The organism is Nocardia sp. KT25-26, from assembly GCF_056627695.1.
The window spans coordinates 3,556,349-3,578,843 of the sequence record NZ_CM152813.1; the positions used below are offsets into that span (position 1 = coordinate 3,556,349).

The window sequence follows — 22,495 nt, forward strand, 5'->3', positions numbered from 1 at the left end:
TCATGCCATGCCAACCGCTACAGCTCGACACTGCTCGCGGACGCGTTGCCAGTCGTGCCATCGCCGATCGAGATTCCGATAGGCCGGCAGCTGGCCGGTGACCGAGGAATCCGCGGGCCGTGGGTCGGCGAGCTGGCGGGCGACCTGTGTCGAGACCGGGACACCGTCGATCCGCTGGTCTGCATAGTAGAGGTCGAGGTCGTCGAGCACTGCGGCCGCGGTCTCCGTCCCCATCCGTTCCGAGAGAGCCGCGACATCCAGGTAGTCGCGCGTCTGGTTGCGCCCCTTCGGACTCGATCACCTCGAGCGCCATGGGGCAGCGGAACATTGTGGTGAAGCGCAGGCGTTCCTATCGCCAGGGGTCGAGGGCCAGCTTGCCCTGGGTCCGGCCCGCTTCGAGGTGCTGGAGCACGGCCGGCCCTTCGGCCAGGGGGTACACATTGGGGGTGCCGGGCGGGTAGACGCCTCGGGCGATGAGATCCTCGATTTCGACGAGCAACGACTGGTAGATCGTTGGGGCCGCGACCGCCAGCGCGCCGATGTGCAGACCCTTGATCTGAACCTGGCGGGTGAAGACCAGGTCGTGCGTGGTCAGCGTGGCGTCACCGGAAGCGGCGCCGAACACGACGATGCGGCCGGTGAAGGGTTTGGTGACCGACAGGCTGGCCTCGAATGTGGCCTGCCCCACCGATTCCAGAACAAGGTCCACCCCACCGCTCAGCCGGGTGATCTCCTCAGCGAGGTCGGGGCGTCGACTGTTCAGAACCGCGTCGGCGCCGAGGGCTGCGACGGTGTCGTGCTTGTCCGGTGCGGCCGTGGCGACCACCCGCGCACCGTAGTGGCGGGCGAGACGAACGGCAGCCTGCCCGACGCCGCCGGCCGCGGCATGAACGAGCACCACCTCACCCGCCTTGATCTCGCCCAACGGCTTCAGTGCCGCCAATGCGGTAGCCCAGTTCAACACCAGCCCGAGAGCCTGGGCATCGCTCCAGCCGGCCGGCACGGGGAGCACCCCGGCGGCCGGCATCGTCATGTACTGCGCGAAGGCGCCCGGGCCGGCTCCGACGACATGGGTGCCGCGTGGCAGCGGAGCCTCGACGTCCGGGCCGACCCCCACGATCTCACCGGCCGCCTCGAAGCCCGCCACATAGGGTGCCTGCGGGCCTCCTCCGTAGGTGCCATGAGCCTGCATGACATCGGCGAAGTTGACCCCGGCCGCGCCGACGCGGATCAAGTACTCGCCGGGCCCCGGGGCAGGGCGGCGGTGATCCGCCACCAGAGTCAGGTCCTTCGGCCCACGGTTCGACTGCTGGACCAGCGCTCGAACGGTCTGCTCGGCGGCATTCTGCTGCTCGTTGATCTCCATGCACCGACCGTAGGAACCTCACACTTACGTCAAGGTCAAGCGGCAGTCAGAGATCAGCCCGGCGGGCCTCACTCAGGTAGGCGTCGAGTGCCGCCTGCTGATCGCTGAGCGTGGCAATGCGAGCAGCAAGCCGATCGCGGTACCCCTGCACCTCATGCAGGAACTCCGCACACACCACCTCGGCGGCGGCCGGAGAGCCGCCGGTGCGGCCGGGCAGGACTTCCCTGATCAACTTCAGGGGCAACCCGGACTCCAGCAGCGACCGGATGACAAGTACCCGATCGATCGTGGACGGGCAGTAGTCACGGAACCCGTTGCTGAACCGACCAGGGACGATCAACCCCTCGTCCTCGTAGTGCCGCAACGACCGCGCACTCGCACCGCTGACTCTGGAAGCCTCGCCGATCTTCATACCTGAATCCAACGTCCGGCCCCAGCGCAACCTTCCGGCACTCGCGGCGGCGAGTCGACGACCCGCTCGGACGTCGACAACCGCATGCCCCGCAACACCAGATCTCACGAAGCGTGCCGGTGTCCCGAATCGCCATCCCGCCGCGGAGATTCCGCTGAATCTCGCCGGCACACCGTGGCCCTCGACCCTGCGAACGCACAGTGGCGCCGAGTCTCACCGAAGTTCTGCCACGTCAGTCCCGTCCGAGCTTCGATGCGGCCCGGCACGGCATCCTGTTTTCGTCACCTCGGCCCGGTCGACGCGATCAAGCGGCGAACCCCGCCGGCAACGGCACATCGGTAGTCGTCGCCTGACCGAGCGAACTCCGGTTGCCGGTCCTGGCACGCCTGTCCGGCACCGGCTCCTCTGTCGGTGTGCATGAATGCTTCGATCGGCCGGGTCGGGTTCCGGTCATGACGAATACGGTCTCGACTGCGCCGGGCCGGTATGAAACGTCCGGCGGTAGGCCGACGGTGGTACTCCCAGTGTCTCGGTGAGGTGCCGACGCAGCGCCGCGCCGGTTCCGAATCCCACGGCAGCGGCGACCTGATCGACCGGCAGATCAGTGGTTTCCAGCAGGTGACGAGCGTGATCCACGCGCTGCTCGGTCAGCCATCGCCCCGGCGGGACGCCGACCTCGGCCCGAAACCGCCGGCAGAATGTGCGCACGCTCATCCGGGCATGCGCGGCGAGCACGGCGAGTGGCAGGGGCCGGTCCAGGTGCCGGAGTACCCACTCCCGGGTGGCGGCAGTGGTAGCAGCATCGGACTCCGGGACAGGACGTTCGATGAACTGCGCTTGGCCGCCGGGCCGCCACGGAGAGACCACACAGTAACGGGCGACCGCGTTGGCCACCTTGCTGCCGTGATCCCGCCGCAGTAGATGCAGGCACAGGTCGATGCCGGCGGCAACGCCCGCCGAGGTCAGGATCTGCCCGTCGTCCACGAAGAGCACATCCGGGTCGACCTGTACCCGGGGAAACCTCTGCTGGAAATCGGCGGCGTCGCGCCAGTGCGTAGTTGCGGGCCGCCCGTCGAGCAGCCCCAGGGCGGCGAGTGCATACGAGGCGCCACACAGGGACACGAGGCGGGTAGCCGGGCGGAGCCGGTCCAGCGCTTGCGCCAACCCGTCCGGTACCCACACGCGGCCCTTTCCGCTACCACACCGGAAGGGTGGGATCACCACCGTATCGGCCTCGGCCAGTTCCTCGGCGCTGTGCCGAACCGCGATGACGAAGTCCGCATCGGTACGGACCGGAGCACCATCCAGGCTGCAGGTTGCGACCTCGTAGAGCCGCGTGCCGTCGGCACCGGCTGCAGCGCCGAAGATTCGGACCGGAATGCTCAGCTCGAACGGAAACACGCCGTCGAGAGCAAGGACCATGACCCGATGCATTGGCAAGATTGTTGCACATAAAGTCCTTCTTGCCACTCGTCCGAAGGGCGCCGATCTGGAAATCTGCGCAGACGTCGGTGATCTCATGATGGGAACAACAATGCGTACAGAGCTGGAGTCGGTCTTGTCCGGCGCCGCCCGACTGGACCGGCGCCTGGCCCAGTCGATGACCGAGGATTCCGCGGCCGGCACGACCCCCCTGTGGGATACCGTGCTCCGCCCGCTGACCCAGGCCTACCCCGAATCCGCGCAGGCAGCAACGCCGGAGAATCCCGACGACGCTCCAGCCGGCGCCGATATCGCCACCGAGCTGTTCGAACTGGCGTGTGCTCTCACCCGAATCCGGGTCACTGTCGCCGATCCGGCGCCAGGACTGCTGGAAGCGACCGCGGCTGTGCAGCATCTCGCGTTGCTCGCCGCAGCGGACCCCGATATCTGCCGAGCGGAGCTGGCGCGACTGCAGGCCGGGTCGGAACCTCAGATTCGAGTTGCCCCGGACGGGCCGTACCTGGTGACCAACCCCGCCAGGATCACCAACTGGCTGGGCGAACCGCTACCGACGGCCCCGCAGATGGCGTTGTGCCGCTGCGGCGCCTCGGAAACCAAGCCGCTGTGCGACGGCAGCCATGCCCGAGTCGGCTTCACCGGGGACAAGAGCCCGCAGCGCGTGCCGGATCACCGTGACTCCTACGAAGGAGTCGCCGGGACGGTACTCGACAACCGCGGCTTGTGCGCGCATTCGGGGTTCTGCACCGACCGCCTGCCCACGGTGTTTCGAGCCGATGCCGAGCCGTTCGTGGCACCGAGCGGCGGCCGGTCCGACGAGATCCGCCGCGCCGCGCGCACGTGCCCGTCCGGGGCGCTCGCCTACGCGGTCGACGGCCTCGAGGACGAGGTGCCGGTCCGGGCACCCGCCATCGAGGTGTCCAAGGACGGCCCGTACCGGATCACCGGTGGCATCGCGCTCGTCGATGCCGGTCCTCGCAATGCAGGGGCCGCCGCCGAACACTACAGCCTGTGCCGATGCGGTCACTCACAGAACAAGCCGTTCTGCAGTGGAATGCACTACTACGTCCAGTTTTCCGACCCACCACCGGCCGACGAGCCGACACTGTTCGAATGGGCGGGAGGTCTGCCGGCACTGACTCGGATGACGAAGTACTTCTACGAAAAGCATGTACCTTCCGACCCGCTGTTGGGGCCGCTGTTCGCCCGGATGTCACCCGATCACCCCGAGCGCGTTGCGGCTTGGCTCGCCGAAACCTTCGGAGGTCCCGCGCTCTACACCGAACAGTACGGCGGCTACGACCACATGGTCGCAGAGCATGCCGGCAAGTCGCTGACCGAACAATGGCGGGCCCGCTGGGCTCAACTGATGACGCGCGCGGCCGACGACGCCGGGCTGCCGACCGACCCGGAATTCCGCGCCGCGTTCGTCGGCTATATCGAATGGGGTTCCCGCATCGCCGTGGAGAACTCCCGCCCCGGCGCAACACCGCCGGCACACATGCCGGTGCCGCGGTGGTGGTGGGTGTGCAACGCGACACCGGGATCACGAATCTCGGCACTCACGCCCCGGGAATCCGAACCGATGCCCGACCTGCCGCTCCCGGACGAACCGGTGAGCTTCGACCGTCATATCCGGCCGCTGTTCCGGGAGACGGACCGCCGCTCGATGAGCTTCGCCTTCGACCTCTGGTCGCACCGAGACGTCGCCGAACATGCCGAGGCCATTCTGCAGCGGCTCGAGGACGGCTCCATGCCCTGCGACGGTCCGTGGCCCCGAGCCCGTCTCGATGTCTTCGCCCGCTGGATCCGGCAGGGCAGTCCCGGATGACACCCCGTGCCCGGCCGGTGCAGTCGCCGCACCCGTCCTACCGGGTCACCGTCCGGCCATGTCACCGGCCGTCGCCCAGTCCCCCGGCCGCAGCTGCCGCCGGTCGCGGCGCACACTCCACGTCCCGCCCGGCCAGGTCAGGGTGTTGGTGCCGGTTTCGGTGACGAAGTAGCTGGAACAGCCGCCGGTGGACCAGACGCGGTCGGCGAGGATGCGGCGGGCGCGGGCGACGAAACGTTGCTGGGCCGCGGCGGTCGGGGTGTAGCGGGTGACACCGCGGGTGCGCATATGGGTGATGGTGCGGGCGATCAGGCGGGCGGTGGGTTCGATGGCCAGGAATTGGGAGGTGTGCGGCAGGGCGGTGTTGGGGCCGGTGACGCAGAACAGGTTCGGCAGGCCCGCGAAGGCGATGCCGCGGTAGGCGGTGAAGCCGTCGCGGCGGTAACTGCCGTGCAGCGAATGCTGCGGGGTCCGGAAGTCCGGGAAGTTCGGGACGGAGTCCTGGACGTGGTAGCCGGTCGCCCACACGATGGCATCCACTTCGTGTTCGATGCCGTCGGCGGTGCGGATCCCGGACGGGGTGACCGCCACGATCTTCTCGGTGACGAGGTCGACATTGTCGCGGGCGAAGGCGGCGTAGTAGGCGTCGGAGACCATCGGGCGCTTGCAGCCGAACCGATAGTCGGGCCGCAATGCCGCCCGGGTCCGTGGGTCCGGCACCTGCCGCCGCAACGCGCGCAAACACACCGCCTCCAGCACCGGCAGCAGCCGGGTGTGGAACTCGGCCAGGTGCACGAACTCGAGCAGCGTGAAGACCAGGCCGCGCAGCGCCAGCCGCGCGGGCGGGAATCGGCGCAGCAGAGCACGGACCGGGCGGGGGAACGCGCGATCCCCGCGCGGCAGCACCCAGGCCGGGCTGCGCTGCAGGGACACCACATCCGCACCGGATTCGGCGAGTGCGGGCACGATCTGCACGGCGCTGGCACCGGAGCCCACCACGGCGATCCGGCGCCCGGCAGGTTCGAATGCCGGATCCCAGGCGCCCGAGTGCAGCTGTGGTCCGGTGAACGAGTCCCGGCCGGGCACATCCGGATAGGCCGGGACGTGTAGCGAGAAGTAGCCCATGACCACGGCGCGGGCGCTGATCACCCGGCCGTCGGCCAGCCGGACCCGCCAGCGGTGATCGGTCTCGTCGAAATCGGCGCCGACCACGTTGCTGCGCAAGCGCACCTTGTCCCGCAGGCCGAACCGGTCCACCACGTCCTCGGTGTAGGCGCGCAGTTCCGGCTGGGTGGCGAACAGCCGCGACCAGTCACCGGGGAAGAACGAGTACGAGTACAGCACCGAGGGCACATCGACGGCACAGCCCGGATAGACGTTGTCGCGCCAGGTTCCGCCGATCGCATCGGCTCGTTCCAGCAGCAGGACGTCGTCGATGCCGCGACGGCCCAGATCGATGGCGACGGCGAGCCCGCTGAATCCGGTGCCGATGACGGCCACCTCGCAGTACTCGGCGATCTCGCGGTCGATGGAATCGTGATCGCTCACTGCTGGTGTCCTGCTCCCCCGGCAGCCCGCCGGGACTCGATCTGCATCGGCAGGCTCCGCGGATGCACCAGAGCCCCGATCACCGTCTCCTCCGCCACGAATCCCGGTTCGGTGCGCAGCCGCCAGCGCCCGCACAGGGTGGCCAGCTGCAGGGCGACCTGGGTGAGCGCGAAGACATTGCCGGGGCACTGCCTCGCTCCCATACCGAACGGGATGTGCGCACCGCGCGACCGACCGGCCGTCGCTTCTGGCAGCCATCGGTCCGGGTCGAATCGGTCCGGGTCGGCGTGCACGGCCGGGTCGCGATGCACTCCGACGGGGCAGACGAACAGCATCGATCCCTCGGGCAGCCGGTGTCCGCCGAGCGAATAGTCCTGCGGCACATGCCGGACGGTCAGCCATGGCGAATAGACCCGCAGTGTCTCCAGCACGATGCGCTTGGTCACCGGTAGACGGTCCAGGTCGGCGAATTCGGCCGGGCGCCCGGCCAGTACCTCGTCCAGCTCGGCATGCAGTGCTCGTTCGACGTCCGGGTTGCGGGCGATCTCGTACAGCGCCCAGGTGAGCGTCATGCCGATCGCTTCGGTCCCGCCGACGAGGAAGTTCACCAGTTCGTCGTGGACGTGGTCGTCGGTGAGCGGTTGCCCGTCGGCATCGCGGGCCCGGACCAGGGTGTCCAGCAGGTCGCCGTGGTCGAGATCCGGGTCGGCGGCGACATCGGCCCGGTAGGCGGCGATGATGTCGCGGGTGGCGTCGCGGAGTTCGGCCACCAGCGCCAGGAATCGGCGGTTGGCCCGGGTGGGCAGCCGGTCCAGCCAGGCGGGCCGGGCGACCCGGCGCGCCTGCAGTGTCATGACCTCCGGCAGCAGCCGGTGGATCCGTTCCGCGGTCGCTTCGCCGAGGTCGCCCCGGAACAATGCGGCGGCGACGGTCCGCAGCGCGAGGTCGTGCATCTCGTCGTTCGCGGCGATCCGGGCACCGGCATACCAGCTGTCGGCGCGGCGGGCGCCCAGTTCGGTCATCACCGCGGCGTACTGCGCGATCCGCGCCTTGGCGAACGCGGGTGCGAGGAGCCGCCGGGACCGCCGGTGGGCGGCGCCGGAGACGGCGGTGACGCCCTGGCCGAGCAGGAGTTCGGCCCGCTCGATCATCGCCCCCTGATCGGACAGCCCCACCAGGGCTTCCCGGATCAGTTCCGGTTCGGTGACGACATAGGTGCGGTAGCCGGGGATCCGGATCCGGACCAGCGGCCCGATGCCGGACAGGGTGCCCAGATAGTGGTGCGGGTTGGCACCGAACCGGTACCAGTGACCGACCAGGGGTAGGGCGCGCGGGGCCTGGGGAACGGTGTCGGGCCGGTTCCGGACCCGAGTGGCGACGGTACTCACGATGTCTCCTCAGCCCCGGGCCAGCACCGCGTCCACGCCACCGACCGAGTTCACCCAGTCCACGTATCGGGCGAGGCCCTCCGCGCGGCCGACGGTCGGACGATATCCGAAATCCGTGGCAGCGGCGGTGGTGTCGTAGGTGCTGGATACGGTCAGCGCCGCGGTGGTCCAGCTGGACAGCGGCGGCGACCATCGCTGCGCGATCGCCGGCACCCGCCAGATCGTGTCGAACACGGTGATCGCGGCGTCGAGGACCGGTTGCGGCACGGTGCCGGTCGGCGGGGTCAGGTCCAACGCTTCGGCGAGTTCCCGGACGAACGCCCACAGATCGATGTCCTCGGCATCGGCCAGGAAGTAGGCGTTGCCGCCGACCCGATCCGAACGCGCCGCCTGCAGGCATGCCTGCGCGGCGTGCTCGCAGTAGGTGATGGAGGCCAGCACCGGGCGGCCGCCGGACAGGTCCGGCAGCCGCCCGCTCTTCAGTTTCCGCAGCAGCAGGCTCATCCAGCCCGCCGAGCGCGGGCCCCAGATCATCCGGGGCCGCAAGGCGCAGGTGGTGAACTCGGGCGTGTTCGCGGCGAGCACCTGCTGTTCGGCGACCACCTTGGTGGCGACGTACTGGCTCTTCGGCGCGGTCACATACGGTTCGGACTCGTCGATGCCGAACCGGTCGGTCTCGTAGGAGGTCGCCACCGAGGGGGTGCTCACGTAGACGAACCGGCCGACACCCGTTTCCTGCGCGGCCCGCAGCAGTTGCCGAGTGCCGGCGACATTGGCCGCCCAGAACTGTTCGCGGGTACCGATCTCGGCGACCCGGCCGGCACTGTGGTACACCACGTCGACACCGCGGCAGGCCTCCCGCAGCGATTCCGCGTCGGTGAGATCACCGGCGACGGTGCGCAGCCCGGGCACGGTGGACAGGTAGCCGAGGTCGCTGGTGGGCCGGACCAGCGCAGCCACATCGTCGCCGGCCGCAGTGGCCGCGTCGATGATGTGACTGCCGAGGAATCCCGAACCGCCGGTGACGAGAACCTTCATCGTTGTGTTCCTTCGTTATCGGATGGTGCGGCCGGTGACGGGTGCAACGGCGCCGAGTTCAACGGCGGCCCAGCCCGCCAGCTCCTCGCGGCCGATCTTGGCGTTGTGCCGGATGTCCACCGGGAATCCCGGATGCGGCAGGAAGGTCCGGATCGCCCGGGTCCCGGCGCTGCCGCGCGCCAGCGTCCACAGTTCGCGCTGCACCCGGGCCAGCTCCGCCGTGGACAGTTCGGTGCGGGTTTCGAAGCACAGCACCGGAATCTGTTCCCCGGGCGCGCCGACACCGACCAGCGCCGAGCGCGCCACCTCCGGATGGGTGTCGAAGATCTGTTCGCACTGCACCGTGTACAGATCGCCGGCGGCGGTACGGACCCGCTGCGAGATGCGTCCGCAGAACCACAGCCGCCCCTGATCGTCGCGGTGGGCCAGGTCGCCGAGGCGGTGCCAGCGCCGGATCGTGCCGTCGGGCAGCTCCTCGTCGATCTTGTGTGCCGCGTCCGCGGCGGTGTTGCCGTGGTAGCGGCGGCTCACCTGGGTGCCCGAGGCGACGATCTCGCCGATCTCGCCGTCGGGCAGTGCCAGCCCGTCGTACCAGCGGGCGATCGGTTCGTCACCGATGCGGATGATCCGCACCAGTGTGTCGGGTGCCGGGCGGCCGACGCAGACACCCGCACCGATGGTGGTCGCCGCCCGGGTGCTGTCCAACTCGGACCATTCCAGGGTGGTCAGCGGCAGGGCTTCGGTGGCGCCGTAGGTGGTGTACACCCGGGCCTCGGCACCCAGTGCCGACCGGATGTGCTGCAGTGCAGCCAAGTTCGCCGGTGCGCCCATGGAGATCACCCGGACCAGGTCCGGCAGTGTTTCACCGGTCTGATGCAGATGTTCGCCGAGGCGCCGCAGCAGTGCCGGTGAGGCGGTCAGATCGGTTGCCGCGAAACGGCGGGCCACCGTGGTCAGCACGGCCGGGTCGGCCTCGGCGACCCGGACCGGATCGACCGGCCCGAGTACCACGTGCGCACCCTGCAGCAGGTCGAAGATGCCGAACAGCGGTACGGAGGTCAGCGAGACGAACCCGGACGGCCGGGCGTGCAGTTCGTTGACCACCCGCAGCGATGCGGCGAACGCCTCCCGGGTGAACTCGACGCCCTTCGCCGGGCCGGTGCTGCCGGTGGTGAAGGCGATCATCAGCAGTTCGTCCGGCGCCGGGACCGGCATCGGACGTTCCGGTTCCCGGCGCAGCCCGGCCAGTGTCGCGCCGCCCCACAGCGACCGCCCGGCGGTGACGGCGACGCGCACCGAGCCGAAGGTGCGTCGCGCCGCCAGCCGCACCAGATGTGCTTCGGGCACCCCGATGAAGGCTTCGGCGCCGACGCTGCGGAAGCAGTGCAGCATCCGGCGCACACCCATCCCGGGATCCACCACGACCGGCACCGCGCCGATCCGGAACAGCGCGAAGATCACCGCGAACAGGTCCGGGTCGGGCCGCACCATGACGATGGTGCGGGTACCCGTTGTGATCCCGATGCGCAGGAATCCGGCGGCGTAGGAGCGAATCCGGTCGCCGAGCTCGGCGTAGGTCAGGGTGCTGAACTCGGTGCTGCCCGCCGGGCGGCTCACCGCCGGAGCATCGGGGTGCTCGGCGATCTGCCGGTCCAGCCGGGCGGATACGTCCAGGTATCCGATGGCGGCGCCGGTCACCCGTTGTCCCCGGCCGGAATCCGATAGGAGACACACCCGGCCACCGGCCCGGATCCGGCCGCGACCAACAACAGCTGATCCCCGGCACCGACGGTTCCGGTCTGCAGCAGCTGGTGGAAGCCGAGCATCAGCCCGGCGCTGACCGCCGGACGATCGCCGGTATCGGCCTGATGGCAGCGGTCGAATCCGAATTCGGCCGCCAGCGTCGCCGCGAAACCGGGAACCGGATTCCCGGTCACCAGCACGGTTTTACCCGGATCCAGGTCGGGCCGGGTCGCCGCATGGTTCCGCAGCGCGGTGCGGCCTGCTGCGAGGATCCGGTCGCCGTAGTCGTCGGCCACATCCACGGTGATGGTGCGGGCGCCGTCGCGGCCCATCCCGCGCAGATCGAGGTATCCGGCGACACCCGGATGGGTGCCCTCGGCCCGCCGGGCGGGTTCGAGGTGCACCGTGCCGAAGCCCGCTTCCCGGTCGACGCCGGCGGCGATCAGGAACGCCCCACCGGCCGAGGCGAACGGGAACTCGTCGCTCCGGCCGCCCGGATGCGCATCACTGCCGACGATCAGGATGTGCTCCGCGGTGCCGTTGGCGACCAGGGCCCCGGCGGCCTGGATCGCGTTGAGCACGCCACAGGCCCCGTTGCGCAGATCCAGGGAGAATCCGGGCCGTGCCGACCCGTCCTCGTAGTCCGGGTGCATACCGAGTTCGCGCTGGATCAGCGCGGAATTCGCCGGTTCGACGATATTGCTGTCCCGATACACGCCGACATTGATCAGCACGTCCACATCGGCGGCGGTCAGCCCGGCCCCAGCCAGGCAGTCGCGCCCGGCGGACACCGCATGCTCGATGGAACCGGCGGCCGGTTCGACACTGACCGCGCAGTTGCGGATGACGGCTGCGTTGCTCATTTCACCACCTCGCCGATCGTCGCCGACAGCACTCCGAAGACCATTCCGGAGGCGGTGGGAACGAAACAGATCTTGGACCCCGGCGGTACCTCACCGCGGGACATGTAGTCGTGCAGAACCAGGAAATGGGTGCTGGCGCCGGTGTTCCCGTAGCGCTCGACGCGGGCGAGCCGCGGCGGCATCGGCGCGCCGTGGATCTTGCTGCCCGATTCGGCGAGCTTCTCGGTGAAGCCCACACCGAGTTGATGGAAGACGATGTAGTCGAACTGTTCGTCGGCGAAGCTGCTACCGCGCTCGGTCAGCACATCGCGGTGGAAGCGGGCCCAGGTCTCGCGGCGCGGCGCGGCCTGCATGGTCAGGTTGTCGGTGAGCATGATCATGTTCTCGGTGGCGTCGCTCGGCTTGGCGATGCACAACGGCGAGTATTCGGCGCAGGTGATCAGGTCGACGTAGTGGATCGCCTCGGATTCGTCGACGGCCCGGTCCAATACGACGGCGACCGCCGCATCGGCGAGGGTCAGGGCCGCGAACTGGGGATCCCGCGCATCCACCGCCTCGGCCAGCGCACCCTCGGTGACCGGGGAGATCACCTCGGGCGTCACCACCATGCCGTTACGCACCACACCAGCCCGAATCAGGTTGTCGAGCAGGTAGATTCCGGTCATCGTGCCGCCGCAGGCATTTGCGACGTCGTAGCCGGTGGCGTTGTCGGCGCCGATCCGGCGGGCGATCTCCTGCGCCGCCGAGGGTTCGAAGACCATGTGGTGGCCGTCGTGCACGGTGGTACCGCCACAGATGACGACATCCAGGTCGGCGGCGGTCAGGTCCGTACCGGCCAGGCAGTCCCGGGCGGCCGCAGCACCGAGGGTCAGGGTGTCCTCGACAGCACGGTCGACCATGTGCCGGTGCCGGATCCCGGTGATCCGTTCGACGTCGAAATCACCGCCGCTGGACATGCGTTCCAGTACTTCGGATGTGGAGTACTCCCGTGCCGGGAGCGCCGCGCCGAGCGCGCGGATACGCGATTTGTTCATGACAGACTTCCTTCGACAGCCGTGCGGTAGCGGCTCCGGACGGCGGTGGCACCACACCTGTCCCGGGGCTCGAACGCGCATCGATCGGACTGCACCACAAAAGAATCCGATTCGAACCGGGCTACTGACCGGTAGTGCCGACCCTACGGTCGAATCTACGGCGCAGCAAGCCGAACACCGGCAGAATCACCACCCAGTGACCGGCGTCACGGAAAATCTGCAATCGATTGCTCCCCTGAGCCAAATTCCCTACCGGGCATTTCATTTCGAAGCACGAACTCCGGCGTCGGCACTGGTGATCGACCACCGGACGGATACGCTGAATCGGGTGTCCGACCCGCACCACACAGTCCGATCCCTGGACGATCTGCCCGGTCCCCGGGGGCTTCCGCTGCTCGGCAATCTCACCCAGCTCACACCGTCCCGGCTGCATCGGCAGATCCACGATTGGTGCGACGAGTTCGGTACCGTCTTCCGGCTCGGCATGCCTGGCCGTCGCATCTTGGTGGTGGCCGAACCCGCCACGGCCCGCGATGCCCTCCGCCGCCGACCGGACGACTTCCGTCGCCAATCCGATATCGAGTCGATCATGAGCGAGATGGGCGCCGACGGCCTGTTCTCCTCGGAAGGCGCCGCCTGGCGCCGGCGCCGCCGGCTGGCCATGCCGGCCTTCAACGCCGGGCAGCTGTCCCGGTTCGAACCGGCGCTGGCGGAGATCACCGACCGGCTCCGCCGGCGCTGGCTGGCCGGGGCACCGGCGGACCTGCGCGCCGACCTCACCCGCTACACCGTCGATGTGACCGCCCGGCTCACCTTCGACTACGACATCAACACTCTCGAACAGTCCGGCGATGTGATCCAGCAGCACCTCGAACACATCTTCCCGATGCTGAACCGGCGGCTCAACCTGCCGATTCCCTACTGGCGGTTCCTGAAACTGCCGGCCGACCATGCCCTCGACCGCGCCCTCGCCGCACTGCGCACCGAAGTCGATGCGGTCATCGCCCGCGCCCGGTCGGCGGCCCGTGGTGCGCCGACCAATTTCATCGAGGCCTTCCTGCTCGCCCAGGACGGCGGCGAGACGTTCACCGACGACGAACTGTTCGCCGAGGCACTCACCATTCTGATCGCCGGTCAGGACACCACCAGCAACGCGCAGGCCTGGCTGCTGTATCACCTTGCGGGGGCACCCGAGGTGCAGGAGCGGATCCGCGCCGAGGTCGAACGCATCCCGTCGGTGCTGGAGCGCCAACCGTATCTGGAGGCCGTGGTCGCCGAGTCGATGCGCCTGCAGCCGACGACACCGCTGCTGCTGCTCGAGGCAGTGCAGGACACGATGCTGGACGGAATCGCGGTGCCTGCGGGGACATGGGTGGTCATCGATGTCGGTCATCCGGTACGCCAGGCGGCGAACTTCGCCGAACCGGAGACGTTCGACCCGGATCGCTGGCTGGGTGCGGACGACCGCACCCACCGGCCGGAGGTGTCGATTCCGTTCGGTTCGGGTCCACGGTTCTGCCCCGGCCGCGGACTGGCGATGCTGGAGATGAAGAGCGTGACCGCGATGGCGTGCCGGACCTTCGAGGTCGCCGTGCCGTCCGGAACCGAGCCGCCGGGTGACCGATTCGACTTCGCGGTCATTCCGGTCGGATTGCGACTGGATTTCACTCCCCACGCCGACGCCCACCGACCCGCCTCCCAGGAGCACTGAAACCATGCCGCTGGAAAGACTGTCCGCCACCGATGCGACCTGGTTGTCGCTCGAGTCGCCGGATATGCCGATGCACGTGACGTTCGTGCTGGAGTTCGGCTGCCCGGACGCGGAACAGTTCGTGCATCGCGTCCAGGCCCGGTACACCACCCCGCGCCCGGCGGCGCGGCCCTGGAATCTGGTCCCGGTCCCCGGCCGGTTCGCGCGGGCAGCGGCCCTGGTCCGCACCGTCGACGAGATCGATCCGGCGCAGCATTTCCACCGCTGGGAACTGCCGGCGGGCTCCGGACCGGACACGTTGCAGGAGCTGGTCACCCGGATCCACCGCCGGCAGGTGCCATTGCATCGGCCGCCGTGGGAACTGCATTTCGTCACCGGTCAGACACCGGATCGGTTCACCGTGGTGGTCAAGGCCCACCACAGCCTGGTGGACGGGGTCACCCTGCACGACGCCCTCCTCGGCGGGCTGTCCACCGAGCCCACCGAGGATATGGCGGATCGGCCGCTGTTCTTCGAGGTGCCCGCCGCGGCGCCGGCTCGCCGCCGGGCGGTACGGCGAATCGGCGCGGCCACCGGAGTACTGCGCGGGATCGCCGCCGCCGCTCGCGACAACCGCCGCCGCCGGCGCGGCCTGCCGGCCACCACCCAGTTCGGCTACCGGCAGCCGCCGTCGCTGCTCGACGGGCCGATCACCGGCGACCGCGACCTCGCGCTGCGCCGCTACCCGCTCGACGAGTTCCGGCGAGCCGCCCGGGCGGCCGACTGCACGGTCAACGACCTGCTGCTCTACCTGGTGTCGACCGCCCTGCGCGAATGGCTCGGTGCGCACGATGCCCTGCCGCACCGACCACTCACCACCGGAGTTCCGACGGACCTCCGCGCGGGCACCGACCAGCGGGCCGGTACCCGGGCCGGGTTGATGTTCACCTCGCTGGCCACCGATATCGCCGACCCCCGCGAGCGGCTCGCAGCCGTCACCGCCGCCGTCGCACAGACCAAGGCGCACTACGCGGCCATGACCGCGGACGAGATCATCGGCTACGGACTGGCGACCACCGCGCCATGGATCATCGGCCTGCAGCGGGGCCGCGCACGCACACCCGCCTCGCATCCGATGGGCATCTCCAATATTCCCGGGCCACCCGAGCCGCGCTACTGGGGGCCCGCTCGGCTCGACTCACTGCACCCGGTGTCGTTGCTGCTGCACGGCAACACGCTCAACATCACCTGCGCGGGCTACGGTGGCGAGCTGTTCCTGGGCATCCTCGCCGCCACCGACCGGCTGCCACCGGTCGGCCTGCTGGCCGACGCCCTGGACACCGCGCTCGCCGAACTACCCGCCGCGGTGGCGGCGGCTCCCGGATCACGACACGGCTGACCCTCGTGCCGGTGCGGCCTCGCGATCGATCCACTGCCATGCCATAAGCTCGACCGGGTTATCAGTCGATCGATCGAGAAGGGCCGATGAGAGGCGCGCGGCGCAAACCCCGAATACCCGACCCCTCCTGTAGGAGACCGGTGCCGATTGCCGGGGAGGGGCTGTGCTGACCACGGCAAGCATTCTCCTCGGGATCCTGGTGGTCCTGCTGATCACCGCCTTCACCGGCTACTTCGTCGCCCAGGAATTCGCCTATATGGCAGTGGACCGGTCCCGGCTCAAGGCCCGCGCCGAGTCCGGCGATCGGGGCGCGGCCCGGGCCCTGACGGTGACCCGCCGCACGTCGTTCATGCTCTCCGGCGCCCAGCTGGGCATCACCGTCACCGGGCTGCTCGTCGGCTACGTGGCCGAACCGTTGATCGGTGCGGGCTTCGGTGATCTGCTCGGCGGGGTCGGGGTGCCGACCGCGGCCGGAATCGCCATCGGGACGGTCCTCGCCATCGGGTTCTCCACAATCGTGCAGATGGTCTTCGGTGAGTTGTTCCCGAAGAATCTCGCGATCGCCCGGCCCGAGCCGGTCGCCCGCCGGCTGGCCGCCTCCACCACCGCCTACCTGCGGGTCTTCGGATGGTTGATCCGCCTGTTCGATCAGGCGTCCAACCTGCTGCTGCGCGCGCTGCGCATCGAACCGGTCCACGACGTGGAGCATTCTGCGACCCCGCGGGATCTGGAACACATCGTCGCGGATTCGCGCGAGGCCGGGGAACTGCCCCGGGAACTGTCCACCCTGCTGGACCGGATCCTGGACTTCCCGGGCAGTACCGCGGAGCACGCCATGGTCCCCCGTTCCCGGGTCGACACCGTCTGCGCCGACGACCCGGTCGCCGAGGTACTGCACCGCATGGGCACCGGACACACCCGCTACCCCGTGGTCGGCGATTCCGGCGACGACCTGCGCGGCGTGATCCACCTCCACGATCTGCTCGGCAGTGCGCCCACCGGCACCGCCGCCGACCATCTGCGGCCCGCGGTCGTCGTCCCCGATTCACTGCCGCTGCCCGAGGTCGTGACGCAGCTCGGCCACGCGAAGGAGGAAATGGCCCTGGTCATCGACGAGTACGGCGGCTTCGCGGGCGTCGTCACCGTCGAGGACATCGCCGAGGAACTGGTCGGTGAGATCGCCGACGAACACGATGCGACCCCGGCGCCGGAGATCGTCCCGTCCGGCGACGGCTGGCTCGTCGACGGTGGTCTGCACCTCGACGAGGTGGAGCGGCTCCTGGATCTGCACCTGCCGGCCGGTGACTACGAGACCGTGTCCGGCCTGGTCATCGCCGAATTCGGCGGGTTGCCGGAACCCGGCGACCGGGTGGCGATCCCGTTGGACCCCACGGGCACCGACTACGTGTCCGATCAGCCGCCGGTCCCCCGGACCCTGCTCGCCGAGGTCCGGGCAGTCGGCAACCATGTGCCGGCGTCGGTGCTGCTCACCGTCCGGACCGAGCAGGAGGTGAGCACCGATGAGTAACCCGTGGGTCGTGCTCGTCGTGACGATCGGCCTGATCGCGGCGAGCGCCTTCTTCGTGGCGGTCGAGTTCTCGCTCATCGCCGCCCGCAGACACCGGCTCGAGGATGCGGCGCCGGCCAGCCGCGCGGCCCGGGCCGCGCTGCGCAGCTCGGGTGAACTGTCGGTGCTGCTCGCCGGGTCCCAGCTCGGCATCACCGTCTGCACCCTGGCGCTGGGTGCGATCACCAAACCGGCCGTGCACCACTGGATCACGCCTGTGCTCGAACATGTCGGCGCACCGCTGTGGCTCGCCGACATCGCGGGCTTCGTGCTGGCTCTGATCGTGGTGACCTTCCTGCACCTGGTGGTCGGCGAGATGGCGCCCAAGTCGTGGGCGATCGCTCATCCGGAACGGTCGGCCACCATGCTCGCCCTGCCGATGCGGGCTTTCATGGCCCTGACCCGGCCGCTGCTGGTGGCGCTGAATCACACCGCCAACTGGTGCCTGCACAAGGTGGGCGTCGACCCGGTCGACGAAGTCGAGTCCGGACAGGATCCGGATGCCCTCCGGCATCTGGTCGAGCATTCGGCCACGACCGGAACCCTGGACGAGCGATATCACGGTCACCTGATCAGTGCGCTCGAACTCGAGCAGCTCACGGTCGGCGATATCGTGCGCCCGAACCCCGACCCGAGCGCGGTCGCACCGGACGCCGGAGCCGCCACGATTCAGGAGACCTCCCGGCGGACCGGGCATCTGCGGCTGCTGGTGCGCGACCGCCGCGGAGCCGTACACGGCGTGGTGCACGTCCGGGACAGCCTCACCGCGCCGGACGGTACCACGGCGGCCCAGTTGCAGCGCCCGGTGCTGGCGCTCACCGCCGCCACCCCGGTCTACGAGGCACTGCGGATCATGCGGGAATCGCGCAGCCATCTGGCCGTCATCGGCGACACCGAATCCGGTGAGCTGGTCGGTCTGGTCACCATCACCGATGTGCTCACCCGCTTGCTGCCCACGGTCGGCGGCGAGCCGGCCGCACTGCGCTGACTGCAACGGACCGTCCCGGGCGCTCCTCGGGGCGGCCCGTTGCCCGGCGTACCGGAACTCCTTCGGCTCGATCGCCTTCCGTCCATCGGACCTATCCGTGCGACAGTTCCCCGGTGGCAGCTCCACGAGGTCGCCGGAAGTTCTCCGACGTCTCGGCAACTCACCGCCGGGGCACGGTGGCGCGAACTATAACAAGTTCCTGAATCTTTCGAATCGGGAGCTCGTACATTGCGCGAATCGATGACAAAACCGGCAGGTAGCAACCACTCCTATCGCGGCCTTTCGCGTCGCACCTTCCTAGCAGCAACAGGTTTCACTCTGGCGGCCGGTGGCCTGGCCTCGGTCCGGCCCGCCGCGCACGCCGCACCGGCCGACGGCGACCGGGTACCGGCGTTGGTGATCGGCAGCGGATACGGCGGCGCGGTCACCGCACTCCGGCTCGCCGAGGCCGGTGTCGATGTCACGATCGTCGAGATGGGGATGTCGTGGACCCAGCCGGGTTCGGACGGCAAGGTCTTCTGCAAGGTCACCGAACCCGATCGCCGCTCCTACTGGCTGCGCACCCGCACCGATCAGCCGATCGGCTATTTCGTCGGCGGCAGCTACAACCGGGATATCGAGAAGTACACCGGGATCCTGGATTCCGAGGACTTCGGCGGCATCCGGGTATATCAGGGCCGCGGCGTCGGCGGCGGATCGCTCGTGAACGGCGGGATGGCCGTCACCCCGAAACGGGAGAACTTCCCGGAGATCCTGCCGACGGTGAATGCCGCCGAGATGTACGACGTGTACTACCCGCGCGCCAATGCCGGCCTCGGCGTGAACCATATCGACCAGGACTGGTTCGAATCCGCCGACTGTTACCAGTTCGCCCGGGTCGGCCGGAAACATGCGCAGCGCTCCGGATTCGACTACACCTTCGTCCCGAACGTCTACGACTTCGAATACATGAAGAAGGAACAGGCCGGCACGGTGACTCGTTCGGCGCTCGACGGCGAGGTGATCTACGGCAACAACCACGGCAAGCGATCCCTGGACAAGACCTACCTCGCGGCGGCCCAGGCCACCGGGCGGGTCACCATCACCCCGATGCACGAGGTGACCGAGGTGCGTCCGGCCGCGGGCGGGTACCGGGTGACGTTGACCGAACTGGACACCGTCGGCAACCCCGTCGCCACCAAGACGGTCACCGCGGAACGGGTGTTCTTCGCCGCCGGCAGTGTCGGAACCAGCAAACTGCTGGTGGCGATGAAGGCCGGCGGCCAACTCCCCGACCTGCCCGACACTGTCGGCGCCAACTGGGGCAACAACGGCAATGTGATGGTGGGCCGGGCCAATCACATGTGGGACGGCACCGGCACCCTGCAGTCGGGCATGCCGTGCCTGGGCATCGACAACTGGAACGACAGCGATGGCCCGGCCTTCGCCGAGGTCGCTCCCTTCCCGGCCGGGCTGGAAACCTACGTGAGCCTGTACCTGGCGATCACCAAGAACCCGAACCGTGGCACCTTCGGTTTCGACTCCGGCAGCGGCCGGGCCACCCTGGACTGGCAGACCTCCTGGAACCAGCCCTCGATCGACGCCGCCAAACGCATCTTCGACAAGATCAACAAAAAGGAAGGCACGATCTATCGCACCGACCTGTTCGGTGTCTACAAGACCTGGGGCGACGATTTCACCTATCACCCGCTGGGTGGCTGCGTTCTCGACGAGGCCACCGACAACTACGGCCGGCTGCCCGGCTATCCCGGCCTCTATGTCAACGACGGCGCCCTGATCCCGGGCAACACCAGTGTGAACCCGTTCGTGACGATCACCGCACTGGCCGAACGAAATATCGAGCGGATCATCGCCGACGACCTGTGAGCCCACGTCCGGCCGGTGCGCACCCACCGGCCGGACCGGTGACCCGGGACGGCAGTTCGGCATACTTCCGCCGAGTCGCACGTGCCGCGGGCATCCGGACCGATAACCTTCAGGCACGCTCATCGCCTCGGCAGCAATGCCGAGGCCGGGCAAACACCGAGCGCCCGTGCAGGAGGATGCCATGTCCGATGCCGCCACCACCGAACCGGAGGCCCCGGGAGGCCGCCCGGCGCACTTCCGCCGCGTCGTCTTCCTCGCCGCCTCGGCCGCCATGGGCGGGTTCCTGTTCGGCTACGACAGCGCCGTCATCAACGGCGCTGTCGAAGGTATCCGCGGCCGGTTCGACGTCGGATCGGCCACCCTCGGTGCCGTCATCGCGGTGGCATTGCTCGGTGCCGCACTGGGTGCGATGACCGCCGGTCGGCTCGCGGACCGGATCGGCCGGCCGCGGGTCATGCAGATCGCCGCGGTCCTGTTCGCGGTCAGCGCACTCGGCTCGATGCTGCCGTTCTCCCTGTGGGACCTGGCGTTCTGGCGCACTCTCGGCGGCGTCGCCATCGGTATGGCGTCGGTGATCGCCCCCGCATACATCGCCGAGGTCGCGCCCGCACAGTATCGCGGCCGGCTGGCCTCCTTCCAGCAGGCCGCGATCGTGCTCGGCATCGCGGTCTCCCAGCTGGTGAACTGGGGGCTGCTGACGATCGCGGGCGGCGACCAGCGCGGTGAGCTGTTCGGCCTGGAGGCCTGGCAGATCATGCTCGGTGTCGAAATCGTCCCGGCACTCGTCTACGGCCTGCTCGCGCTGCAGCTGCCCGAGTCGCCGCGCTACCTCGTCGCCCAGGGCCGGTTCACCGACGCCAAGGCGGTGCTCGCCGAGATCGAAGCGCCCGGAACGGATCTGGATGCCGAGGTGAACCGCATCGATGAGCGGATGCGTGGTGAGCACAAGCCGCGACTGCGGGATCTGCTCGGCGGCCGGTACGGGCTGCTACCGATCGTCTGGGTGGGCATCGGGTTGTCGATGTTCCAGCAGCTGGTCGGGATCAACGTCATCTTCTACTACAGCTCCTCGCTGTGGCAGTCCGTCGGCATCGACCCGGAGAGCTCGTTCTTCTATTCGTTCACCACGTCGATCATCAATATCGTCGGCACGGTGGTGGCGATGGCGCTGGTCGACCGGATCGGGCGCAAGCCCCTCACGCTGATCGGCTCGACCGGAATGGCGCTGTCCCTCGGCACCGCTGCCTGGGCTTTCTCATTCAAGGAGGGCTCCGGCGACGATATCCGGCTGCCCGATACGCAGGCCCTGGTGGCGCTCATCGGGGCGCATTCGTTCGTCTTCTTCTTCGCGATGTCCTGGGGCGTCGTCGTGTGGGTGATGCTGGGCGAGATGTTCCCGAACCGGATCCGGGCGGCCGCGCTCGGGCTCGCCGCCTCGGCGCAGTGGCTGACCAACTGGCTGATCACCGCGAGCTTCCCGACCCTGTCCGACTGGAACCTGTCCGGCTCCTACATGATCTACGCGGCGTTCGCGGCCCTGTCGATACCGTTCGTCCTCCGGTTCGTCCCCGAGACGAAGGGCAAGACCCTCGAACAGATGGGCTGACCACGACGGTCAGGTGCCCGCCGTGGCGTCGGCCGCCGGAACCAGGTCACCGATCTGGGTGAGCGGATTGAGCATCACCCCGGCGCGGCGCAACCCGCCGTCGATCACCGCCCAGATCGCCTCCTGCAGATAGGCGGACAGTTCGGCCGCGGTCAGCGGTTGCATCGACCGGGTCAGCCAGCGGTTCACGCTGCCGTCCACGAATCCGACCAGGCCGAACGCCATGGACTCGGCGGTGCGCGCATCGGCGCCCTGAGCCTGCATCACCGCCTCGAAGACCTCGGTCACCCGGACCGCGATGGCGGTCCGGGTACCGGTGACGACCGGGGTGTTGCGCGCCGGATGGCTCGCCGAGCCCGTGCCGAGGAAGTGGTGCAGCCGGGGATTCGCCGCGATCCACCCGATGTAGGCGTCGACGGAACGGGCGATCGCCTCGGCGATGGTGCCCTGCGGATTCAGTGTCGGCGCCAGTTCGGCCATCAGCTCTTCGACGATTCGCGCCCGCACCTGTTCGTCGAGGTCCCGGCGATCCTTGAACAGCCGGTACACCACCGACCGGGGGACGCCGGCCCGGTCGGCGATCTCCTGGACGCCGACATCGGGCCCGCCTTCCTGGACCGCCTCCAGCGCGACCGCCAGGACGCGTTCCCGGCGATCGGCACGGTGCCGGTCCCAGCGGCTGGACCGCCCGTCGGCGGACTCCCCGGTCACGTTCG

General features: G+C 69.1%; 18 protein-coding genes. 7 read left to right on the plus strand and 11 right to left on the minus strand.

What is annotated here, in order from left to right; genetic code table 11:
* The 4 genes from AC1HFH_RS16230 to AC1HFH_RS16245 form a co-directional block, all read right to left on the minus strand.
* Positions 1 to 234 carry a hypothetical protein gene (locus AC1HFH_RS16230; RefSeq protein ID WP_480243617.1) on the minus strand — a complete coding sequence of 78 codons (234 nt, stop codon included), beginning with the start codon at positions 232 to 234 and terminating at the stop codon, positions 1 to 3.
* A 115-nt stretch (positions 235 to 349) separates the two neighbouring features.
* Complete coding sequence (locus tag AC1HFH_RS16235; protein WP_480243618.1) at positions 350 to 1,366, minus strand: NADPH:quinone oxidoreductase family protein; 1,017 nt, start codon at positions 1,364 to 1,366, stop codon at positions 350 to 352.
* Positions 1,367 to 1,412: 46 nt separating this feature from the next.
* A complete protein-coding gene (locus AC1HFH_RS16240; RefSeq protein ID WP_480243619.1) occupies positions 1,413 to 1,778 on the minus strand; it encodes a MerR family transcriptional regulator in 366 nt (121 codons plus the stop codon).
* Positions 1,779 to 2,228: 450 nt separating this feature from the next.
* A complete protein-coding gene (locus AC1HFH_RS16245) occupies positions 2,229 to 3,212 on the minus strand; it encodes a GlxA family transcriptional regulator (protein ID WP_480243620.1) in 984 nt (327 codons plus the stop codon).
* Here AC1HFH_RS16245 and AC1HFH_RS16250 point away from each other — a divergent pair.
* A complete protein-coding gene (locus tag AC1HFH_RS16250; protein WP_480243621.1) occupies positions 3,199 to 5,049 on the plus strand; it encodes a CDGSH iron-sulfur domain-containing protein in 1,851 nt (616 codons plus the stop codon). The genes AC1HFH_RS16245 and AC1HFH_RS16250 overlap by 14 nt on opposite strands.
* 45 nt (positions 5,050 to 5,094) lie before the next feature.
* On the opposite strand, the gene AC1HFH_RS16255 is transcribed toward AC1HFH_RS16250, so the two are convergent.
* From AC1HFH_RS16255 to AC1HFH_RS16280, 6 genes are read right to left on the minus strand one after another with little or no spacing between them, the layout of a single operon-like run.
* On the minus strand, positions 5,095 to 6,597 hold the full coding sequence (locus tag AC1HFH_RS16255; protein ID WP_480243622.1) for a flavin-containing monooxygenase: 1,503 nt from the start codon (positions 6,595 to 6,597) through the stop codon (positions 5,095 to 5,097).
* Positions 6,594 to 7,985, minus strand: a complete 1,392-nt coding sequence (locus tag AC1HFH_RS16260) for a cytochrome P450 (protein WP_480243623.1) — start codon at positions 7,983 to 7,985, stop codon at positions 6,594 to 6,596. The genes AC1HFH_RS16255 and AC1HFH_RS16260 overlap by 4 nt, the downstream gene beginning before the upstream one ends.
* Positions 7,986 to 7,994: 9 nt before the next feature.
* A complete protein-coding gene (locus AC1HFH_RS16265; protein WP_480243624.1) occupies positions 7,995 to 9,023 on the minus strand; it encodes an NAD-dependent epimerase/dehydratase family protein in 1,029 nt (342 codons plus the stop codon).
* Positions 9,024 to 9,038: 15 nt separating this feature from the next.
* Positions 9,039 to 10,721 carry a fatty acid CoA ligase family protein gene (locus tag AC1HFH_RS16270; protein WP_480243625.1) on the minus strand — a complete coding sequence of 561 codons (1,683 nt, stop codon included), beginning with the start codon at positions 10,719 to 10,721 and terminating at the stop codon, positions 9,039 to 9,041.
* On the minus strand, positions 10,718 to 11,629 hold the full coding sequence (locus AC1HFH_RS16275) for a beta-ketoacyl-[acyl-carrier-protein] synthase family protein (RefSeq protein WP_480243626.1): 912 nt from the start codon (positions 11,627 to 11,629) through the stop codon (positions 10,718 to 10,720). The genes AC1HFH_RS16270 and AC1HFH_RS16275 overlap by 4 nt, the downstream gene beginning before the upstream one ends.
* Entirely contained in the window at positions 11,626 to 12,663 is a 1,038-nt protein-coding gene (locus tag AC1HFH_RS16280; RefSeq protein ID WP_480243627.1) for a 3-oxoacyl-ACP synthase III family protein, read from the minus strand. The genes AC1HFH_RS16275 and AC1HFH_RS16280 overlap by 4 nt, the downstream gene beginning before the upstream one ends.
* A 328-nt stretch (positions 12,664 to 12,991) precedes the next feature.
* On the opposite strand from AC1HFH_RS16280, the gene AC1HFH_RS16285 reads away from it, so the two are divergent.
* The 6 genes from AC1HFH_RS16285 to AC1HFH_RS16310 all read left to right on the plus strand — a co-directional run bounded on the left by AC1HFH_RS16285 (position 12,992) and on the right by AC1HFH_RS16310 (position 21,779).
* The gene (locus tag AC1HFH_RS16285; protein WP_480243628.1) at positions 12,992 to 14,374 is read left to right on the plus strand and encodes a cytochrome P450; all 1,383 of its coding nucleotides are present in this window, start codon (positions 12,992 to 12,994) and stop codon (positions 14,372 to 14,374) included.
* A gap of 4 nt (positions 14,375 to 14,378) precedes the next feature.
* Positions 14,379 to 15,752 (plus strand): wax ester/triacylglycerol synthase domain-containing protein, encoded by a 1,374-nt coding sequence (locus AC1HFH_RS16290; protein WP_480243629.1) that lies wholly within the window; start codon positions 14,379 to 14,381, stop codon positions 15,750 to 15,752.
* Between the two features lie 163 nt (positions 15,753 to 15,915).
* Positions 15,916 to 17,280 (plus strand): hemolysin family protein, encoded by a 1,365-nt coding sequence (locus tag AC1HFH_RS16295; RefSeq protein ID WP_480243630.1) that lies wholly within the window; start codon positions 15,916 to 15,918, stop codon positions 17,278 to 17,280.
* Complete coding sequence (locus AC1HFH_RS16300) at positions 17,273 to 18,307, plus strand: hemolysin family protein (RefSeq protein ID WP_480243631.1); 1,035 nt, start codon at positions 17,273 to 17,275, stop codon at positions 18,305 to 18,307. Before AC1HFH_RS16295 ends, AC1HFH_RS16300 begins: the two co-directional genes overlap by 8 nt.
* Positions 18,308 to 18,547: 240 nt before the next feature.
* Positions 18,548 to 20,173 carry a GMC oxidoreductase gene (locus AC1HFH_RS16305; RefSeq protein ID WP_480243632.1) on the plus strand — a complete coding sequence of 542 codons (1,626 nt, stop codon included), beginning with the start codon at positions 18,548 to 18,550 and terminating at the stop codon, positions 20,171 to 20,173.
* A gap of 181 nt (positions 20,174 to 20,354) precedes the next feature.
* Positions 20,355 to 21,779 (plus strand): sugar porter family MFS transporter, encoded by a 1,425-nt coding sequence (locus tag AC1HFH_RS16310; RefSeq protein ID WP_480243633.1) that lies wholly within the window; start codon positions 20,355 to 20,357, stop codon positions 21,777 to 21,779.
* Positions 21,780 to 21,788: 9 nt separating this feature from the next.
* Here AC1HFH_RS16310 and AC1HFH_RS16315 read toward each other — a convergent pair whose 3' ends face one another.
* Entirely contained in the window at positions 21,789 to 22,490 is a 702-nt protein-coding gene (locus AC1HFH_RS16315) for a TetR/AcrR family transcriptional regulator (RefSeq protein ID WP_480243634.1), read from the minus strand.
* Between the last annotated feature and the right edge of the window lie 5 nt (positions 22,491 to 22,495).

Excerpts from the sequence above, each read along its gene's own strand:
- AC1HFH_RS16230 (WP_480243617.1), bottom strand. The coding sequence starts at position 234 with ATGGGGACGGAGACCGCGGCCGCAGTGCTCGACGACCTCGACCTCTAC.
- AC1HFH_RS16235 (WP_480243618.1), bottom strand. The coding sequence starts at position 1,366 with ATGGAGATCAACGAGCAGCAGAATGCCGCCGAGCAGACCGTTCGAGCG.
- AC1HFH_RS16240 (WP_480243619.1), bottom strand. The coding sequence starts at position 1,778 with ATGAAGATCGGCGAGGCTTCCAGAGTCAGCGGTGCGAGTGCGCGGTCG.
- AC1HFH_RS16250 (WP_480243621.1), top strand. The coding sequence starts at position 3,199 with ATGACCCGATGCATTGGCAAGATTGTTGCACATAAAGTCCTTCTTGCC.
- AC1HFH_RS16245 (WP_480243620.1), bottom strand. The coding sequence starts at position 3,212 with ATGCATCGGGTCATGGTCCTTGCTCTCGACGGCGTGTTTCCGTTCGAG.
- AC1HFH_RS16265 (WP_480243624.1), bottom strand. The coding sequence starts at position 9,023 with ATGAAGGTTCTCGTCACCGGCGGTTCGGGATTCCTCGGCAGTCACATC.
- AC1HFH_RS16275 (WP_480243626.1), bottom strand. The coding sequence starts at position 11,629 with ATGAGCAACGCAGCCGTCATCCGCAACTGCGCGGTCAGTGTCGAACCG.
- AC1HFH_RS16280 (WP_480243627.1), bottom strand. The coding sequence starts at position 12,663 with ATGAACAAATCGCGTATCCGCGCGCTCGGCGCGGCGCTCCCGGCACGG.
- AC1HFH_RS16290 (WP_480243629.1), top strand. The coding sequence starts at position 14,379 with ATGCCGCTGGAAAGACTGTCCGCCACCGATGCGACCTGGTTGTCGCTC.
- AC1HFH_RS16300 (WP_480243631.1), top strand. The coding sequence starts at position 17,273 with ATGAGTAACCCGTGGGTCGTGCTCGTCGTGACGATCGGCCTGATCGCG.
- AC1HFH_RS16305 (WP_480243632.1), top strand. The coding sequence starts at position 18,548 with ATGACAAAACCGGCAGGTAGCAACCACTCCTATCGCGGCCTTTCGCGT.
- AC1HFH_RS16310 (WP_480243633.1), top strand. The coding sequence starts at position 20,355 with ATGTCCGATGCCGCCACCACCGAACCGGAGGCCCCGGGAGGCCGCCCG.